This is a genomic window from Glaciihabitans sp. dw_435 (assembly GCF_018449675.1).
Classification (GTDB): Bacteria; Actinomycetota; Actinomycetes; order Actinomycetales; family Microbacteriaceae; genus Glaciihabitans.
In genome coordinates this window covers 325401-343921 of the sequence record NZ_JAAVUZ010000001.1, presented here as the reverse complement: position 1 = coordinate 343921, position 18521 = coordinate 325401, and the positions used below count along the sequence as shown (strand labels likewise).

The window sequence follows — 18521 nt, the reverse complement described above, 5'->3', positions numbered from 1 at the left end:
TGACCCGGAGTCTGGTTACTCCTTGGCTGCGGGGAACCGCGCGGTGAGGCGCTTGCGGGCCTGATCGGCCGCACGGCGGACCTCGACCTCTTCGTCGCCGAACAGGGCGCCGATCGGATCCGTGTCGCTCAGGTCCCCGAGCTCACCGAGGGCACGGGCGGCTCCGCTGCGGACGCGTGCAACCTCGTCCTTGAGCAGCGGACGCACAACGTCGGCGACATCGAGCTTGCGCAGGGTTGCCACGCGCAGGCTCATCTCGCGCACGCGCCAGGCCTGGTTGGTGAGCCCGGCGGTGATCGCGGTCACGGCATTGTCGTTCCACACGAAGGTGAGCGCGCGGGCGCCCCACACCTCGGGCCAGTAGAGAGCAGGAGCGCCATCGAGGATGCCCTGCGCGTGCACTCCTCCGACGTACAGCAGCACGTCGTCACCGGCGTTGCGCCCGGCCATCAGGGCGATGGAGCGAGCGACGACCTCGTCCTCCCCCCATCGCTTCACGGCAGCCGCGATGCGGTCTGCGGGCGGGGCGTCAACGGGAATGTCTGAGGGGTTACTTGTATTCATGGCGTTCGCTACTCTACGCGGGCGGCAGTACCCGCGTGGCGGCTCCCCCGGTCCCGCGCTATGCCGCGGCGATCCAGATCGACTCGAGGGCCTGGTCGCCGAGGTCGAGATCTGCGGGGGTGGCACCGGTCGCGGCAGAGGTGGCGTCCCCGGCGTGCGCACCCAGGCGCACAAGAAATCCTCCGCCGAACGGCGCGCGACCGATGACCGTCAGGTCCGTGTCGAGCGTGATGCCTTCCGCCTCGAGGTGCCGCAACAGCAGGGGGTCGCGGTCGCTGATGCGCACCACCCGCCCGGTGCTGCCCTCCGAGGCATCCCGCAGCAGTACTCCAACCGGGCGCGTGATCGTGCCGTCCCTCGCGGGGATGGGGTCGCCGTGCGGATCCCGCGAGGGAAAGCCCAGCTGCTCGTCGATCGCGTCCAGCAACCGGTCACTCAGCGCGTGTTCGAGCACCTCGGCTTCATCGTGCACTTCGTCCCAGCGGTACGCGTACTGCTCGACGAGCCACGTCTCGATGAGCCGGTGGCGCCGCAGCATGCGCAGCGCCAACTCCGTGCCCTGCGCAGTGAGGGTGACGGCGCCGTACTTCACGTGGGTCGCCAGTCCCTGTGCGGCAAGTTTCTTGACCATTTCGGTGACGGATGACGCGGCGAGCCCCAACCGCGCGGCAAGCACCGAGGGCGTGATGGGCTCCGGCTGCCACTCCGTGTGGCTGTAAATCACTTTGACGTAGTCCTCGACTACCGATTGGGTCTTCATGCGCAACGGTCCTAGGTCGTGATGGTCAGGTAGATGAGCGCGAGGTTCAAGCAGACCACGAGACCGACGATGATCGTCAGCAGCACCCGAACGACGGGGCGATTGACCGACTCGCCCATCACGGTGCGGTCGTTGGTGAGTCGCAGCAGGGGAACAAGAGCAAACGGGATGCCGAAGCTCAGGGCGACCTGGCTGATGACGAGGGCCTGGGTGGGGTCGGCGCCGAGCCCGAGCACGAGAAGGGCGGGAATGAGCGTGATGATGCGACGGGCGAAGATCGGGATGCGGCGCTTGAGCAGGCCCGCCATGATGGTTGCTCCCGCGTAGCTGCCCACCGAGGTGGAGGCGAGTCCCGAGGCGAGCAGCCCGATCGCGAAGACGAGGGCGACCCCGGTTCCGAGGGTGTCACTGATCGCCGCGTGCGCGCCCTCGATGGTGTCGACCCCGGTGACGCCGCGCAGGTTCACTGCCGCCAGCAGGAGCATGCCGATGTTGACGAGCCCAGCGAGCCCCAGGGCGATGATGACATCCCAGCGGGTGGCCCGCAGCAGCCTGCTCGTGCCCTCGATACCGTCGGCTTTTCCGTGGCGGTCGCGCGCCAACGCGGAGTGCACGTAGATCGCGTGGGGCATCACGGTGGCGCCGAGCATGCTCGCCGCCAGCAAGACGGAGTCCGTGCCGTCAAAGCGCGGCACGAGGCCGCCCAGCACCTGTGCGCCATCGGGTGGGCTCACCGCGAGGCCCGCGAGGAAGCCGATGGCGATGATCGCCAGCAATCCGATGATGACGGCTTCGAACGGACGCTGTCCGAACTTGCTCTGCAGGTACAGCAGCACCATCGATACCCCACCGACGATGGCACCACCGAGCAGCAGCGGGAGGTTGAAGAGCAGGTGCAGCGCGATTGCCCCACCGATGACCTCCGCGAGGTCGGTCGCGATCGCCACGAGTTCCGCCTGCACCCAGAACGCGCGCCGGGATACCGGGCGCAGGCGTTGCCCGAGGAGCTCGGGGAGGGTGTGCCCACTGACGAGGCCGAGCTTGGCGGACTGGTACTGCACGAGTCCCGCCATGAGGTTGGCCGCCACCAGCACCCACACGAGGAGGTACCCGTACCGAGCACCGCCGGTCAGGTTCGCGGCGACGTTGCCCGGGTCGACGTATGCGATAGCCGCGACAAATGCCGGACCGAGCAGCATGACGCCGCGCAGTTTTCGGTTGGTGGCAAGACCAGTTTTCGGCACACCGAAATCTTAGCGCGCCACGGACGCCTTATTCCCGTGCGGCCGGAGAATCCGCAGGCTAGATGCGGTCCTGGATGACCCGGATCAGCTGACCGAACGCGAGGGCGCGATGACTAACCGCGTCCTTCTCGTCGGCAGTCATCTCTGCGGCACTGATCGCGGACCCGGTGGGCTGGAAGATGGGGTCGTACCCGAACCCTCCGCCTCCGACGGCCTCCGCGAGAACCTTGCCCGGCCAGATTCCGAGCTCGACGTGCTCGAAGTCACCGTCCACAAGCGCCGCGGCACAGGTGAAGTGCGCAGACCTGTCCGCGCCTGCTCCCAGCGCGGCAACGTTGGTGAGCAGCAGTTCGAGGTTCTCGGCGTCATCGCGGTTACCTGCGTACCGGGCGGAGTGGATGCCGGGCGCACCTCCCAGCGCGTCGACAGAGATGCCCGAGTCATCCGCTATCGCAGGCAAACCCGTGAAGAGCGCCGCCGCACGCGCCTTGATCAGCGCATTTTCTTCGAACGTGGCGCCGTCCTCGACTGGTTCGGGGCCGTCGTAACCGATCAGCTCGATGCCGGCGAGGCGGTCGCCGAGAATGCGGCGCAGTTCCTCGACCTTGTGCGGGTTGTGCGTGGCAAGAACGACCTTCACGGGCGCGGCGCTCATGATGCGAGCGCGGCCTTCTGCAGCTCGGTGAGGGTGATGCCGCCGGCGAGCGCGAGGTCGAGCAGGTTGTTGAGCTCGGTGCGATCGAACGGTGCGCCCTCTGCGGTGCCCTGCACCTCGACGAAGAGGCCGCGGCCGGTGACGACAACGTTCATGTCGGTCTCGGCGCGCACGTCCTCGACGTAGGCCAGGTCGAGCATGGGGGTTCCGTCGATGATGCCGACGGATACCGCGGCGACGCTGTCGATGATGGGCTGCGACTTCTGGCCGATGAACTTCTTCTCGCGTGCCCACTCGATCGCGTCCACCAGGGCGACGTAGGCGCCGGTGATTGCCGCGGTGCGCGTGCCGCCGTCGGCCTGCAGCACGTCGCAGTCGATGACGATCGTGTTCTCGCCGAGCGCCTTAGTGTCGATGACTGCCCGCAGCGAGCGGCCGATCAGGCGGGAGATCTCGTGCGTGCGGCCGCCGATCTTGCCCTTGACCGATTCACGGTCCATGCGGGAGTTCGTCGAGCGCGGCAGCATCGAGTACTCCGCGGTGACCCAGCCCTTGCCCTTGCCGGCGAGCCAGCGCGGAACGCCGTTGGTGAACGTCGCGGTGCACAGCACCTTGGTGTTGCCGAACGAGATGAGGGCGGAGCCCTCGGCCTGCGTGCTCCATCCGCGCTCGATGGTGATTTCGCGGAGGTCGTTGTCGGCGCGGCCGTCGGTGCGGGTCATTACGAGGTGCTCTTTTCGTCGGGAAGGTCGGGTGGGATGGTGGCAGCGATCACGCGACGGAAGTCGTCGGCGCGGTCGGCGAAGTCGCGGTAAATACCGTAGCTCGGTGCTCCCGGGGACAGCAGCACCGTTCCGGCGGCGGGGGTGAGCGCGCGGGCACGGGTGACGGCGTCCAGCATGTCATCCGCAAGTTCGCGGTGCAGGTCGAGGCCGTCCATCGTGGCGAGGATGCGGGGGCCGCTCGGCGGCAGCCCGACGACGGCGGACACCGGATGACCCGCGAGGAAGTCAGCCAGCGGCGTGTAGTCCACTCCCCTGTCCTGGCCACCCACGATGAGCGTGACATCGGGAGACGCGAACGCCTTCAGCGCCTCGATGGTCGCGAAGGGACTCGTCGAGAGGGAATCGTTGACGAAGGTGAGACCGGACGGGTCCGCGATCGGCTCGAGACGGTGCTCGAGCGGAAGAAACTGTTCGAGGGCGGAGGCGGCTGCCGTGGCATCCACCTCGATCCCGGCCGCTTCGACCGCTGCCAGCGCGAGGCAGGCGTTGAGCGCGTTGTGCCGGCCGAGCAACCGCAGTCGCTCGCGGGGCATGATCGGCTCGTCGCCGCGCATGATCCAGTCGGAGCCGTCGTGCTCGCGCACGCCCCAGCGGTGGTCGGCACCGACGCTCTCGAATTCGACGTCCGGGTGCAGGCGGGTCACGGCGGCGAGCAGGTCGGCGTCCTCGGCGTTGAGGATCACCCGCCGCGGGCTATGCCCGATGAGATTCAGCTTGTCGGCGTAGTAGTTCTCTTCGCTGCCGTGCCAGTCCAGGTGCTCGGCGAACAGCGAGGTGAGCACGGCGACATCCGGCGAGATCGTCAGGCTCTGGCACTGGTAGCTGGAGAGCTCGACCACCGTGCGCGGGGCCGGCCCGAGCGCGAGCAGCGGAACCCCGATGTTGCCGCCCAGCACCGACCGCCCACCGAGCGCGTTCGTCAGGTGGTGGATGAGCGACGCCGTCGTGCTCTTGCCCTTGCTGCCGGTAATGCCCGTGGTGGTGGCGAAGTTGGCCGCCATCCACAGGTCGGTGCCGCTGGTGATGCGCAGCCCCACGGCGGTGAGGACGGAGACGAGTGGATGACCCGGGCTGATGCCCGGCGACTTGACGACCACATCCACCCGACCCACGAGATCCTCGGGGCGGGGCGCGATCAGGACGTCGATACCCGGGCCGTACTTCTCGCGCCACGCGATCGCGGACGCGCCGTCCTTATCATCGGCCGCGACAACACTGGCCGCGGTGCCGGCGGACAGGATCGCATCGGCTGCCGCGACACCCTCACGCCCGGTACCGAGGATGAGCACGCGCGCGCCGGCGAGACCGGCCAGCCCCGTGGCATCCGCTTCCGTACCGAACCCGGCCAGCGAATCAGACGAGGGCATGCCGCGCCTTCTCGTACTGCTCGGTGAGGGCGAGCGCGTCGGAGTCGGCGAACACCTGGCGCTCGAGGGCGGGGTCCCCGGTGGCAAGCGTGGGAATCTCCTCGACGAGCGCGCGCAACACGGCGGTCGAGGACCACTCGGGCGAGCGGGCCGCGAGGCTCATCGCGACCGAGCACTCGGCCTCTTCGCCCACACACTCGAACGGCTTGTGCGCGTCGAGTCCGAGCAGTGCGCGGTAGCCCGGCAGCTGCGTGGCGTCGTCAAACATGTTCTTGCCGAAGATGCCGGTGAGGCGCTCGCCCGACATGAACGGGGCAAACGCGAGAAAGACGAAGCGGCACTTGTCGCAGTCACCACACCAGCCGACGTTCGCGGCCCCCAGGCGGTAGGCGCGGTTGCAGCTGACGATCGCGGCGTCGTACTTGGTGGTTCCGGCGAAGCCGCGGGCGATGCGCAGCTCCGAGAAGGGGCGCAGCAGCGAGAAGTACGCGTCGGTGAGTCCCACCTGGTCGGCGAGAACGGAGACGAGGGCACGCTCTGCCTCGAGGCTCTTCGACCACTGGTGGTTGATCCAGCGACCGTTCCACTGGAGGGTCGGGTCGGACGCCGACGACTCGTTCGACATCACGACGGGCCCCAGCCCCAGCAACTGCGACTGGATCACGGCGATCAGCGAGTTCATGGCGGTCACCGGCACGTGGCCGTTGAGCGCGCCCTCGGCGTTGAGCTCGAGCAGGCGGCGGTCGATGGTGCGGGAGGCGGTGACGAGCGGATGACCCGAGACGGCGGCAACCCGCTTAATGATCGAGTTCGGGTTGACGGCGAACTGCACCGGGGCGAAGCCGACGTCCACGGTCGACTCGACCGACATGACCGAGTCCTTACCTCCACCGATGGCGACAAGGGGTGCACCCGTGGCGGCGACGGTGTGGGTCCACGGGACGAAGGTGTCCGCGGTGTTGGTCACCACGATTTCCGGGGTCAGCAGGCCGGGCAAGCCGGCACGATAGGCGAACTCACCGAGACCGTTCTCGATGATGGCGGAGAGGTAGCGCACACCCTCGGGACCGAGGCCGGCAGCCTCGACGACGAAGCGTGAGGGAGCCGCGGCCTTGTAGTAACTGGTGCTCAGCACGGCGCCGAGCAGCACGAGGGTCGACTGCACGCGTTCCCAGTCCACCGCTGCCGAATCCTCCGGCAGCGTGAATCCGATGCGCTCGACGAACGACTCGTCACCGCTGCCGACGAAGGCGAACGAAAACTCGGCAAGGCCGGTCGTGCGGTCGATCCGAGCGTCGAGGTAGCGGAATTCCGTGACATCCCCGGGTACAAAGACCATTAACGCGCCCGCCTCTTTTCTGTGCGACGGCACTGACTCCGGCGCACAACGATCTTACTGTGAGGCCCCTTGGGGCTGCCGGTGCGCGACACGGGCCACCCCGCGGGTCGCCGTAGGCTTGCAGGATGACCAGTGCGTTCCTCACCGACCGGTATGAATTGACAATGATCGACGCGGCCATCGGCAGCGGCAGGGCGCACCGCGAGAGTGTCTTCGAGGTCTTCGCCCGGCGTCTGCCCGACGGACGCCGGTACGGCGTCGTCGCGGGAACGGGACGACTGCTCGACCTCATCGCCGACTTCCGCTTTGATGACGCCGACCTCCAGTGGCTGCGCGACAACCACGTCGTCAGCGACGCGACAATTGACTGGTTCGCGGACTACCGTTTCTCCGGCTCCATCACGGGCTACCGCGAGGGCGACGCATACTTCCCCGGCTCTCCCATCATGGTCGTGCAGGGCACCTTCGCCGAGGCAGTGATTCTCGAGACGCTCGTGCTCAGCGCACTGAACTACGACAGCTCGGTCGCCGGTGCCGCCAGCCGCATGGTGTCCGCCGCCGACGGTCGCCCCCTGTCGGAAATGGGATCGCGCCGCACCTCCGAGCACGCCGCCGTCGCCGCGGCACGGGCCGCCTACATCGCCGGGTTCTCGGCCACGAGCAATCTCGAAGCGGGCCGCCAGTGGGGCATCCCCACCATGGGAACCGCTGCCCACGCCTTCACGCTCCTGCACGACAGCGAGGAAGAAGCCTTCCGCGCCCAGGTCGCCGCCATGGGCGTCGGCACCACGCTGCTGGTCGACACGTACGACGTGGAGGCGGCCGTCGCCCTCGCGGTCAAGGTTGCCGGAACCGAGCTCGGAGCAGTCCGCATCGACAGCGGTGACCTGCCCGTTCTCGTCGGCGAGGTGCGCGCACAACTCGACGCGCTCGGCGCCACCAACACCCGCATCACCGTCACCAACGACCTGGACGAGTACACGATCGCCGCCCTGCGCGCCGCCCCGGTCAACGCCTACGGCGTCGGCACGTCGGTCGTCACCGGTTCCGGCTTCCCCGCCGCGAGCATGGTCTATAAGCTGGTTGCGCATCGGGATGACTCGGGCGCATGGGTCTCCGTCGCGAAGAAGTCAGCGGCGAAGGCCACCGTCGGAGGGCGCAAGTTTCCCGTGCGGACCCTCCTCAACGGGGTCGCCCAGACGGAGACGATTCACGTGGGAGACGAACAGGCGACGACGGAGAGCCAGCGCGCCCTGCTCGTGCCGTTGATCACCAATGGCACGGTGAACGAGATCTACCGCGGCGAGGCGGGAACCGCTCTCGCCCGCGAACAGCACGCCCAGTCGATGGCGGAGCTGCCGGTCGACGCGCATCGCCTCAGCCGGGGCGAGCCTGCCATTCCGACGATTTACGCGTGAGACGCGGAAGCTACTTCTTCATCTTTTCGTAGACCTCTTTGCAGGTGGGGCACACCGGGAACTTCTCCGGGTCGCGCCCGGGAGTCCATAGCTTGCCGCACAGTGCACGCACGGGCTTGCCGGTCATGGCCGACTCGAGAATCTTGTCTTTCGGCACGTAGTGCGAGAAACGCTCGTGGTCGCCCTCTTCGATCTTCTCCTGATTGAGAAGTTCTTCGAGTTCGCGGTCGAGGGTCGACGTACCGCCGCCGGTGTGTTCGGTGTCGCTCATAGCCTCTAGTTTCGCATGCTGAACGCGAGAATGTCGGGTGAGCGCTTCTCGAAGATGCGACCTCCCCAGGCGATTCCCACGGCGAGCACGAGCAGCCCGACACCGATGCCGATCCACAGGGATCCCCACGCCCAGGTGCCGCCCTCGATGAGGCCGAGACGCGCGAGCGCCAGCGCGGGGACGGCGACCACGATGGTGAGCAGGAACGAGAATGCCTGCACCGTCGCCGACCCGCCACCGCCCGTCTGCGGCTGGGCGAACGGGCTGTCGCCGGGACGCGCCACCGGGTACGGGAACCGCGCCGACATGATGCTCGACAAGCCGAGACCGCTGAGCAGGATGCACAGGCTCACGCCGATGAGCGAGGGCAGCACCCCGATGTCGCCAAAGAGCACCGCACAGAAGAACGACCCGAAGACGACGATCGGGATCCCGATGATCAGGGTCGGGATGGCTCGGCCCAGACGGTCCGCGCTCCCCCGGGTGTGCGACACCACGTGCAGCCACACCGCCGTGTTGTCGAACGCGACGTCGTTATGGATCAGCCAGCCGAGGAACAGGGCGACCACGGGAACGGGGATCAGCGCCAGGTAGTTCGTCGGTACTCCCGCGACCATCAGGGGGATTAGCATGACGAACGGCACGAGCGGCACGATCAGCAGGGAGACGTGGTAGCGCGGATCCCGTCCCCAGTAGGTGAGGGTGCGCGCGGCAATAACGCCGGATCGCGTCGACGGGAAGCTGTCGAACCACCCGAGGCCCTTGTACTTCTTGACGACGACTTCGCGGTACTTGGTGACGATGGTGTGACCGGCGACGACGCGCCAGAGAACCCAGAGAACGGCGACGGTTGCGAGGGCCACGAGCGTCTGTCCGGTCGCGGTCCCGCCGTGTCCCGCCGCGGCTTCCGCGGGGGCCGACCAGGCAGCGCCGAACGGGGTCCACCCGGCGAAGACCACGATGGAGTGCAACACGGAGGAGCCGTCCGTTGACCAGTCGACGCCGAGGAATCCGATGCCAATGACCACGACGACGGCCAGCACAAGAAGAGCGACGACGCCCGCGACATCCCGTGCCCAACGACTGGCGACGATGAGCGCTGCCACCGCGGTGGTGACCCGGGAACCGAGGACGCACGTGGCGATGATGAGAAGTGCGCTGAGAACCGCGAGCACCGATGCCCCGGAGGAACGGCTCCACGTCGCGATCTGCGCGAACGCGACCAGGGCGATGGCCAGGGAGGGGACGCTCACGAGCGCGGCAACGGCGAGCCCGGTCGCGAGTCGGCCAGCGGGCAGGTCAAACAGGGCGAACTTGCGCGGATCCATCGCGTCGTCGCCGCCGAAGGCGAGGGGAATGAGGAAGTAGCCGAGCACGATCAGCGCACCCGCGACCGCGACGATGTCTCCGGCAACGGTGACCGTCGCGTCCCGCAGTTCGACGAGCGCGGTGACACCGAGGATGGCGGCTACCAGCCCGACGGCGAGGCCCACCAGCAGACCGACGGTCTGCCAGGCGCCACCGGCAAAGGAATTAGCGAGCAGCCGCAGCCTCAGTCCGAGAAACTGTGCAACCACTCCATGCCCTCCGCGCTCTTGCGTCCACCGGCGAGTTCGACGAAGCGCTCCTCGAGCGAGCCGCCCTTGCGCACGTCGTTGACGGACCCCGTGTCGAGCACGGCGCCGTTGACCACGACGGCCACGTCGTCACAGATGCGTTCGATCAGGTCCATGCTGTGGCTGGAGAGCACGACGGTACCGCCGGCGCCGACGTAGCGGCGCAGGATCGCGGTCACGTTTGCGGCAGAGACGGGGTCCACCGATTCGAATGGTTCGTCCAACACCAGCAGTCGGGGCGAGTGGATCATGGCAGCGGCGAGCGCAACCTTCTTGGCCATACCGGCCGAATAGTCGGTGACGAGCCGGTCGAGCGCGTCCTCCAGACCGAACGACGCGGCCAGGTCGGCGGTACGCGAAAGGACGGTCTTGCGGTCGAGCCCGCGCAGCGTGCCCGCGTAGTACAGCAGTTGGGCGCCGGTCAGTCGGTCGAACAGACGCAGGCGGTCGGGAAGAACTCCCATGTTGCGCTTGGCGGCCGCGGGGTTCGCCCACACGTCCGCACCGTGCACAAACACGCGCCCGGCATCGGGACGGAGCAGACCGGTCACCATCGACAGGGTGGTGGTCTTGCCCGCGCCATTGGGGCCGACGATGCCGAAGAACGAGCCGGCGTGAATGCTCAGGTCGATTCCGGCAACGGCCGTCGTCTCACCGAACCGCTTGACGAGTCCTTCGATGAGCAGAACTACCTCGCGAGCCGGCTTGGCTGCCGCGTCCGACTGCTTCGCGAGCGGACGACGAGGGATGCTCCCGCGCACGGCAGGGGGCTTGCGGGGCGTCCGCGCTGGTGACGGCGCCGAAGGTGGAGAGGTCGTGCGGGCAGCTGACGTCGCATCGGTTTCGGAATCCACCACACAACCGTACCAACCCCTCACGGCTGCGACCTGACTATCACGAATGGACTACAACCCCCGCGAGTTTCATAGTATTTAGCGCCCCCGCCCGGTAAACTCGCCCAAGCACAACGTTGTGTCCAGAAGCATTTCTCCCGGGTAAACAGCACGTAAAGGTTTTCCGACGGGGGCGAAAACAAGAGGAGACCACACGATGAGCACACAGATCGTCATTCTGGCTGCCGGAATGGGAAGCCGTCTCGGCCGCTCACTTCCGAAGCCGCTGACCGAGCTCAGCAACGGCCGCAGCATCATGCAGCAGCAGTTCGACAACATCAACCACGCGTTCGGCAAGGATGCCCGCGTCACGGTTGTCGTCGGCTACAAGTCCGAGCACATCATTGAGGCGTTCCCGCAGGCCTCCTTCGTCTACAACGAGCAGTACGACCAGACCAACACGTCCAAGAGTCTGATGCGCGCACTGCAGGCGTCGTCGACCGGCGGAGTGCTCTGGATGAACGGCGACGTCGTCTTCGACCCCAACGCTCTCGTCCGTGCCGCCAAGCTGGTGGCCCGCGACCAGTCCTTCGTGTCGGTCAACACCGCCAAGGTTTCCGACGAAGAGGTCAAGTACACGACCGACGCCGAGGGCTACATCCGCGAGCTGTCAAAGATCGTGAAGAACGGTCTCGGCGAGGCCGTCGGCATCAACTACATCGCCCGCGACGACAAGGCGGTGCTTCTGCGCCAGCTGAAGCGCGTTGAGGACCAGGACTACTTCGAGCGTGGAATAGAGTTGGCAATTGAGCAGGACAAGCTGCGCATTGAGCCGGTAGATATTTCCGACCTCTACGCCGTGGAGATTGATTTCGCCGAGGACCTGGAGAGGGCCAACCTCTTCGTCTGAGTCACCACGGGGCACGGGGTCGAATTAGACCCCTAGTGAGGACCCCGTGACGGTAGCAGCACCCGCGCGCACAGTGTGGACGCCTTTCTCGCGCTACCGCCATTCCCTGTGGTTGCTCACCAGCCGCGACCTCAAGGTGCGCTACTCCACCTCGGCGCTCGGTTACTTCTGGTCGATCCTCGACCCGCTGGTCATGGCCGGCATCTACTGGTTTGTGTTCACCGTGGTCTTCGACCGCGGCGTGGGCCACGAGCCGTACATCGTGTTCCTGCTCACGGGGTTGCTGCCCTGGATGTGGTTCAACGGCGCCGTCTCCGACACCACGCGGGCGTTCCTCAAAGAACAGAAGCTCATCCGCTCGACCAAGATCCCCCGCACCATCTGGGTACTGCGCCTCGTGCTGTCGAAGGGCATCGAGTTCATCGCGAGTCTTCCGGTCATCGCCATCTTCGCGATTATCGCCGGGGCCACGCTGCGGTGGGGAGTCTTGTACTCCCTGCTCGCCATCGTGATGCAGACAGTACTCATTACCGGAATCGGTCTCATCGTCGCTCCCCTCGTAGTCTTCTTCCGCGACCTCGAGCGCGCCGTCAAGCTTGTTCTGCGGTTCCTCTTCTATGCATCGCCCATCATCTACAACCTGCAGGACCTCGGGCCATTCAAGACCCTTGCCGCGTTCAACCCGCTCAGTGGGATTTTTGAGCTGTACCGGGCATCCTTCTTTGTGAACCCGATCGACTGGTTCGCCGTGGTCGTCTCGGCACTGATGTCCGTGATCATCCTCGGTGTCGGCATCCTGGTCTTCCGCCGGTCGATCAGCACCGTCCTGAAGGGAATCTGATCGTGACCGAAACCGCGAGTGTGTCGGGCGGTGCCATGACGACGGATCCGGTCATCCACGTCGACAATCTGGGCATCAGTTTCAACCGCAACCGCCGTCAGCGTCGTAGCTTCAAGGACTTGCTCTCGTCGGGTGCCCGTCGCAAACGCCCCGACCAGTTCTGGGCACTGCGCGATGTCTCCTTCGACGTGGGTCGCGGCGAGGCCATCGGCGTCGTGGGTCGGAACGGTCAGGGCAAGTCGACGCTGCTCAAGCTCGTTGCGCAGGTCATGCTTCCCGATGAGGGCTCCGTCACCGTCAGCGCCGGGGTCGCTCCCCTGATCGAAATCACCGGCGGGTTCGTCGATGACCTCACCGTGCGCGACAACGTTTACCTCACCGCGGGACTGCACGGAATGAAGCGTGCGGAAATCGACGCGCGATTTGACGAGATCATCGACTTCGCCGAAATCGGTGACTTTCTCGACACCCCCTACAAGCACCTGTCCAGCGGAATGCGCGTGCGCATCGCCTTCTCCGTGATCTCCCGGCTGGAAGAGCCGATCCTCATCGTCGACGAGGTTCTCGCCGTCGGCGACCGTGGTTTCCGTGAGAAGTGTTACCGCCGCATCGAGGAGCTGCTCGCCGGTGGCCGCACCCTGTTCTTCGTCTCGCACAGTGAAAAAGACCTCCGCCGCTTCTGCACCCGCGGTCTGTACCTCGACAAGGGAAGATTGGTGCTGGATGCACCGATTGAAGAGGTCATAGATCGCTACAACTCGGATTACGCTGTTGAGTAATGACAATCGCACCGCAGGGTAACCAGTACGTATTTCGAGGCATCGACAAGGTGCTCTCCGTGCAGCGGCCGGTCGTGCTCGCTCACATCCGGGCCATCCGCCACAGCAAGCCCAACGCGACGCCCGCCGAGGTCATTCACATTCTTGAGCGCCGCTATCTGGCGGCCGTCACGACCGGTGGTGCGATGGTGGGCGCGAGCGCCGTCATCCCCGCGGTCGGCGTGGGAATCTCCCTCGCGCTGTCCAGCGTCGAGACCGCGGGCTTCCTCGAGGCAAGCGCTCTGTTCGCGCAATCCGTCACCGAGGTGCACGGAATCGTGGTCGAAGACCCGGATCGCGCCCGCGCGCTCGTGATGACCATGATGCTCGGCTCCGGCGGCTCCGATCTCGTGCGTCAGCTGGCAGGTCAGGTGACCGGCGGCGGCCCGAGCCGTACCGGTTTCTGGGGCGACATGGTCACCAAGAGCCTGCCGTCGGCGGCCATGGGACACATCGCCGACCAGATCAAGAAGTCCTTCATGAAGAAGTTCGTCGTGCAGCAGGGCACCAACCTGGTCGGACGCGCGATCCCCTTCGGCATCGGAGCCGTCATCGGCGGATCCGGCAACCACATTCTCGGTCGTCGCGTCGTCAAGAGTTCGCGGGAGGCGTTCGGTGTCGCTCCCGACCACTTCCCCCTCACGCTCGAGCCCAAGGTGCGCATCGAGAAGCCGGCGAAGGCTCCCAAGGCCGTCAAGCAACCGAAGACTCCGAAATCCACCGGGTCGGGCGAGCGTGCGGATGCCCCGACCAAGCGTTTCCGCCGGCTGCCCCCGCTGCCGTCCTTCCCCCAGCTGTCCCCGCGGAATCGCAAGGCTCTGATGACCTCTCCTCCTCCCCAGGACGAGGACACGTCCGCTTCTCCCCAGTAGTCCCGGGAGGGTCGGATGTCGCGGCTACCGTGCGATCATGACCCACAGCCACCTCGCCCCTGTCAGCGCGGAGATTGCCTATCGGGTGCCCTGGCACTTCGAACGAGAGAACCGCGCCCAGCGTTACGCCCTGCGAAATCTCGGCGCCGAAACACTCACCGGGGTGACCCTCACCCTCCACGGCGGTGGCGTGATGCCGGCCACCGCTCCCTCCACCCTCGCGCCGGGTGACACCCTCGTGATGACGATTTCCGGACGCGACCTTGCCCGCCAAAGCATCGCGATGGTGCGATGGTTCCGCCCCAACGGGCAGGAGTATCTGTGGCCCGTCAGCTTCTAGGCGACCGGTCGCTGCAGGCGCGGCTGATACTGTTCGACAGGTGAGCCGCTTTACCTTTTCCCGAGGGAATACCCAGAAGGTTCTCGCGCTCCCCCTCTACGCGCTCGGCGCGGTCGCGAGCGCAATCGTCCCCCGCCGCACCGGCCACTGGGTCTTCGGTTGTGGCAGCGGTGTCGGCGAAGGCGCCCTCGCCCTCTACCGCGAGACCCATGCCCGGCACCCCCACCTGCATCTGACCTGGCTGGCGCGCAATAGCCGGGACATGACGGATGCCTCGGCCCTCGGCATCCCCGCGGTCCGGGTCACGAGCTGGCGCGGCTTCTGGCTCACGCTGCGTGCCCAGGTTCTCGTCGTCACGCATGGCTTCGGCGACGCCAACCGCTTTGGAACCCGCGGAGCTTTCATCGTGCAGCTATGGCACGGCATCCCCCTCAAGCTGATCCACCTTGACTCGCCCGCGACGATGCGGAGCCCCATCCTGCCGAACTCGTCGGCCATCCGTGGCATCCTGCGCCGCATGTACCGACGGGCCGCCCAGGGAATCAGCCTGTTCCCGGCAGCGTCTGAACTCGCCGCGTCCCGCATCCGCACGGCATTCGCCCTGCCCGCCGAGCGCGTTGTCGTCACCGGGGACCCGCGCGACGACGTCCTCGCCACCGGCAGCCCCGCCGAGCGCGTCTCAGCGGCTCGTGACCGCGTCGCGACGCTGACAGGGCTCGCCAGCCTTGGCGACTCCCCCGTACTGCTGTACGCGCCTACCTGGCGCGATGGCGAGCGCGACCCCGGCGTACCCACCGCCGAGCAGTGGCGAGCGCTCTCGCAGTACCTCGATTCGACGGGGTCCACCCTGATCATCCGACCCCACCCCCTTGGCGTGGGCGATTACGCCGCGGGAGCTGCGCTCTCCCCGCGCATCGCGATTCTCGGCGGCGACCTGCAGGGTGACATCACTCCGCTGCTCCCGGCGGCGACCACGTTGATCACGGACTACTCCTCCATCGCCTACGATTTTGCTCTGACCGATGGAGAGATCATGTACCTGGCCCCCGACATCGCGGAGTACACCCGCACCCGTGGTTTGTACGAGCCATACGACGAGTTCAGCGGCGGACTGCACGTCTCGACGTGGGACGAAATTCTCGCGCTTCTCTCCACCCGGGAGGTCGACGCCGACCTCAGCTCGCGAATCCAGGAGCACACCCGCATGATCGCCTCGCGCAACTTTGCGTTCAACGATGGCCACAATTCCGCCCGCGTTCTCGACGAGATCACCGCCCGCCTGTCGGCGGCCTCGTGACCGGCGCCACCGACGCCGAGACCCCGCGCCGTACCATCCGCTCGCTTGCCATCGTGGGCGACGACTCCCCCTCGCTGTCCATCTCGGGCGATTTCACGGGAACCGCGCCGACGGTTATCACGCTGATCGGACCGCGCCTCCGGCTGACCGCCCCGGTCGTTGTCACCGACACCGGCTTCTCTGCGGACCTGCCCCTGCTTACGTCGCGCTGGGGCGGCCCCGCCCTGCCTCCGCCGTCCGGCGATTATGTGATCGAGGTGCCGACAGCGGATGACACGTCCGCCGCCACCACGCTCGCCGCGACGCTTCCCGACCCCCGCCTGTACCCGGCGCTATTTCGCACCGAATTCAGCGACCACCCACTGACGCTCTCGCTCGCGGCGCCTCTCGCCGATGACGAAGTGGGCCCCGCGAACCAGCAACGCCTCGAGGCCGAGTACCGCGCCACCAACCCCACGCCGCTTGACGCCGTGTTTTTCGAGAGCTTCTACGGTCAGAACGTTTCCTGCAACCCGCGAGGGATCGATCGCGCCCTCACGATCGCCCGCCCGAACACGGCTCGCTACTGGAGCGTTGTCGACGCGTCGGTCGAGGTGCCGCAGGGGGCAACGGCCCTCATCGAGGGAAGCACGGAGTGGTGGCGCATTCGCGGCGCCGTGCGCCTCATCGTGGTGAACGACTGGCTACGCAAGCGATTCCGCAAGCGTAAGTTCCAGACGGTGCTGCAGACCTGGCATGGCACCCCGCTCAAGAAGATTGGTCTCGACCGCAAGCGGGTGCACCCGCGCACGATCGTCGCGACCCTGCGCGAGCGCTACCGCTGGAACATCCTGCTCAGCCAAAACCCCTACAGCACCCGCATATTCCGAACGGCGTATGGATTCGTCGCCCCCGTCTGGCAGGACGGGTATCCCCGCAACGACGCGCTGGTAACGGGCGATGGCGGCACAATGCGTGCGACGCTCGGCATTGCAGCGGATGCCACGGTGGTGCTGTACGCCCCCACCTGGCGTGACGACCGACCCGGTGATGCCGACCAACTCGATGTCGCCGCGTTCACCGAGCGCCTCGGCGATGGCTACGTCACACTCCTGCGCGGCCACTCCCGATCCATCGCCCACGGCGGGGACGTGCACGCCGCGAACGTCATTGACGTCACGAGCTACCCGGATGTGTCCGACCTGTTTCTCGCCGCCGACGCACTGGTCACCGACTACTCCTCCGTGATGTTCGACTTCACCGTCACGGGCAAGCCCATCTACTTCTTCACACCCGACGTGCAGTCATACCGCGACGAGCTTCGCGGCTTCTACTTCGACATGCTGCCCACGGCGCCGGGTCCCGTAGTCGAGACAGTCGACGATCTCGTTGCCCACATCACGAATCCCGCCGGTGAGGAGGCCACGTACCACGCCCGCTATCAGGCGTGGAAGAAGCGATACAACCCGTGGGATGACGGGGGCGCGGCTGACCGGGTCGTCCGTCGAATCCTCGACCGGGGCATCCTGGACTAATTCCGGTTGCTGCGCGAGGTGTCCATCGTGTCGCGGCCGCCGTGGAGCAGCCCGCGAATGAAGCCGGTGCCCCAGCTCAGGTGCATCGTCGGCAGAACGAGCATGAAGATCAACGCATCTCGGGCGGTCTTCCCGCGGTCGATGGTGAAGGCAACGCCCACCACGAGGAGGGCGTACGCAAGCAGCCCTGCGTAATCAAGGTAGGCGAGGATGCTCCATGGCCAGCCGAGCACGCCGGTGGCCTGCAACACGATACCCACCACACCGAGAACGACAGCGAGCACGAGCAGCGGCGGGACGAAGAACCGCCACGGGTTCTTGCCCGGGTGGCGACGCACGAGCTCTCCGCGCCAGACACCGGTGGTGAAAAATTGGCGGGTGAGCTTGTTCCAGTTTTCGCGGGGCCAGTACGTGACCTTCAGTTCCGGATCGAACCAGACGACGTGCCCCGCCGCACGAATGCGCAGGTTGAGTTCCCAGTCCTCGCCGCGGCGCAACGACTCGTCATAGAGCCCCACCTCGGTCAGAACCTCGTGCCGGAACACGCCAAGGTAGGCCGATTCTGCCGGTCCCTCCGCATCGCCACCGTGATAGGTGCCGCCGCCGAGACCGAACTTGCTGTTGTACGCGCGGGCGACAGCCCACTGGAACGGCGAGCGTCCCTTGGCCTTCATCAGGCCGCCGACGTTGACGGCCCCTGTGCGCAAGAGCGTCTCCACAGCGCGCGCAGTGTAGCCGGGGGCAAGTTCGGAGTGGGCATCCACCCGCACGATGATCGGGTGCTTGCTGGCCTGCACGGCGAGGTTGAGTCCGACCGGGATGTGACGGTTCGGATTGAGCACGAACGTCACCCGCGGGTCCTGCGCGACCAGTCGCTCGACGACCGCCATGGTGCCATCGGTGGAGGGTCCCAGCGCGAGAATGAGCTGCTGCTCCCCCGCGTAATCCTGACTGAGGATCGTGCGGACCGCGTCTTCGACGTAGTCGACCTCGTTGAGGACCGGCATCACGTACGAGACGCCTGGTAGGTCTGCCTGGGTGGCCAATTCAGTCCAATGCGTCGATCCAGCGGGTCGG

Annotated in this window: 19 protein-coding genes; 8 read left to right on the top strand and 11 right to left on the bottom strand. The window is 66.6% G+C overall.

Annotated elements, in window-relative coordinates; all coding sequences use genetic code 11:
• Positions 1-15: 15 nt before the first annotated feature.
• The 7 genes from HB677_RS01580 to HB677_RS01550 form a co-directional block, all read right to left on the bottom strand.
• Positions 16-564: a HEAT repeat domain-containing protein gene (locus HB677_RS01580; RefSeq protein WP_213813888.1), complete on the bottom strand. Its 549-nt coding sequence runs from the start codon at positions 562-564 to the stop codon at positions 16-18.
• Between the two features lie 58 nt (positions 565-622).
• The gene (locus HB677_RS01575; RefSeq protein ID WP_213813887.1) at positions 623-1324 is read right to left on the bottom strand and encodes a metal-dependent transcriptional regulator; all 702 of its coding nucleotides are present in this window, start codon (positions 1322-1324) and stop codon (positions 623-625) included.
• Positions 1325-1335: 11 nt separating this feature from the next.
• Entirely contained in the window at positions 1336-2523 is a 1188-nt protein-coding gene (locus HB677_RS01570) for an Nramp family divalent metal transporter (protein ID WP_213814144.1), read from the bottom strand.
• Between the two features lie 103 nt (positions 2524-2626).
• Positions 2627-3223 carry an RdgB/HAM1 family non-canonical purine NTP pyrophosphatase gene (gene rdgB, locus HB677_RS01565; protein WP_213813886.1) on the bottom strand — a complete coding sequence of 199 codons (597 nt, stop codon included), beginning with the start codon at positions 3221-3223 and terminating at the stop codon, positions 2627-2629.
• Positions 3220-3945 carry a ribonuclease PH gene (gene rph, locus HB677_RS01560; RefSeq protein ID WP_213813885.1) on the bottom strand — a complete coding sequence of 242 codons (726 nt, stop codon included), beginning with the start codon at positions 3943-3945 and terminating at the stop codon, positions 3220-3222. The genes rdgB and rph overlap by 4 nt, the downstream gene beginning before the upstream one ends.
• On the bottom strand, positions 3945-5375 hold the full coding sequence (gene murD / locus HB677_RS01555) for a UDP-N-acetylmuramoyl-L-alanine--D-glutamate ligase (protein WP_213813884.1): 1431 nt from the start codon (positions 5373-5375) through the stop codon (positions 3945-3947). Before murD ends, rph begins: the two co-directional genes overlap by 1 nt.
• Positions 5362-6714: a hypothetical protein gene (locus HB677_RS01550; protein ID WP_213813883.1), complete on the bottom strand. Its 1353-nt coding sequence runs from the start codon at positions 6712-6714 to the stop codon at positions 5362-5364. Before HB677_RS01550 ends, murD begins: the two co-directional genes overlap by 14 nt.
• 125 nt (positions 6715-6839) lie before the next feature.
• Between HB677_RS01550 and HB677_RS01545 the strand changes: the two genes are divergently transcribed.
• Positions 6840-8132, top strand: coding sequence for a nicotinate phosphoribosyltransferase (locus HB677_RS01545; RefSeq protein WP_213813882.1), 1293 nt, complete (start codon positions 6840-6842; stop codon positions 8130-8132).
• A gap of 10 nt (positions 8133-8142) precedes the next feature.
• Here the strand turns inward: HB677_RS01545 and HB677_RS01540 are convergent, their stop codons facing one another.
• Genes HB677_RS01540 through HB677_RS01530 form a run of 3 tightly spaced genes read right to left on the bottom strand, consistent with a single transcriptional unit; the run spans position 8143 to position 10780 of the window.
• Positions 8143-8403: a DUF3039 domain-containing protein gene (locus HB677_RS01540; protein ID WP_213813881.1), complete on the bottom strand. Its 261-nt coding sequence runs from the start codon at positions 8401-8403 to the stop codon at positions 8143-8145.
• A 5-nt stretch (positions 8404-8408) separates the two neighbouring features.
• Entirely contained in the window at positions 8409-9980 is a 1572-nt protein-coding gene (locus HB677_RS01535) for an ABC transporter permease (protein WP_213813880.1), read from the bottom strand.
• Positions 9956-10780 carry an ABC transporter ATP-binding protein gene (locus HB677_RS01530; RefSeq protein WP_374193749.1) on the bottom strand — a complete coding sequence of 275 codons (825 nt, stop codon included), beginning with the start codon at positions 10778-10780 and terminating at the stop codon, positions 9956-9958. Before HB677_RS01530 ends, HB677_RS01535 begins: the two co-directional genes overlap by 25 nt.
• Before the next feature lie 289 nt (positions 10781-11069).
• Between HB677_RS01530 and HB677_RS01525 the strand changes: the two genes are divergently transcribed.
• Genes HB677_RS01525 through HB677_RS01495 form a run of 7 tightly spaced genes read left to right on the top strand, consistent with a single transcriptional unit; the run spans position 11070 to position 17444 of the window.
• Entirely contained in the window at positions 11070-11762 is a 693-nt protein-coding gene (locus tag HB677_RS01525; protein WP_213813878.1) for an NTP transferase domain-containing protein, read from the top strand.
• Between the two features lie 46 nt (positions 11763-11808).
• On the top strand, positions 11809-12603 hold the full coding sequence (locus HB677_RS01520; protein WP_213813877.1) for an ABC transporter permease: 795 nt from the start codon (positions 11809-11811) through the stop codon (positions 12601-12603).
• Positions 12604-12638: 35 nt separating this feature from the next.
• Positions 12639-13382, top strand: a complete 744-nt coding sequence (locus HB677_RS01515; RefSeq protein WP_213814143.1) for an ABC transporter ATP-binding protein — start codon at positions 12639-12641, stop codon at positions 13380-13382.
• The gene (locus HB677_RS01510; protein ID WP_213813876.1) at positions 13382-14293 is read left to right on the top strand and encodes a hypothetical protein; all 912 of its coding nucleotides are present in this window, start codon (positions 13382-13384) and stop codon (positions 14291-14293) included. Before HB677_RS01515 ends, HB677_RS01510 begins: the two co-directional genes overlap by 1 nt.
• Before the next feature lie 37 nt (positions 14294-14330).
• Positions 14331-14633, top strand: a complete 303-nt coding sequence (locus tag HB677_RS01505; protein ID WP_213813875.1) for a hypothetical protein — start codon at positions 14331-14333, stop codon at positions 14631-14633.
• Between the two features lie 40 nt (positions 14634-14673).
• The gene (locus HB677_RS01500) at positions 14674-15930 is read left to right on the top strand and encodes a CDP-glycerol glycerophosphotransferase family protein (RefSeq protein WP_213813874.1); all 1257 of its coding nucleotides are present in this window, start codon (positions 14674-14676) and stop codon (positions 15928-15930) included.
• The gene (locus HB677_RS01495; protein WP_307852436.1) at positions 15927-17444 is read left to right on the top strand and encodes a CDP-glycerol glycerophosphotransferase family protein; all 1518 of its coding nucleotides are present in this window, start codon (positions 15927-15929) and stop codon (positions 17442-17444) included. Before HB677_RS01500 ends, HB677_RS01495 begins: the two co-directional genes overlap by 4 nt.
• Here HB677_RS01495 and HB677_RS01490 read toward each other — a convergent pair.
• Positions 17441-18490 carry a glycosyltransferase family 2 protein gene (locus tag HB677_RS01490; RefSeq protein WP_255546022.1) on the bottom strand — a complete coding sequence of 350 codons (1050 nt, stop codon included), beginning with the start codon at positions 18488-18490 and terminating at the stop codon, positions 17441-17443. The two genes, HB677_RS01495 and HB677_RS01490, sit on opposite strands and share 4 nt — an antisense overlap.
• Positions 18491-18521: the final 31 nt, after the last annotated feature.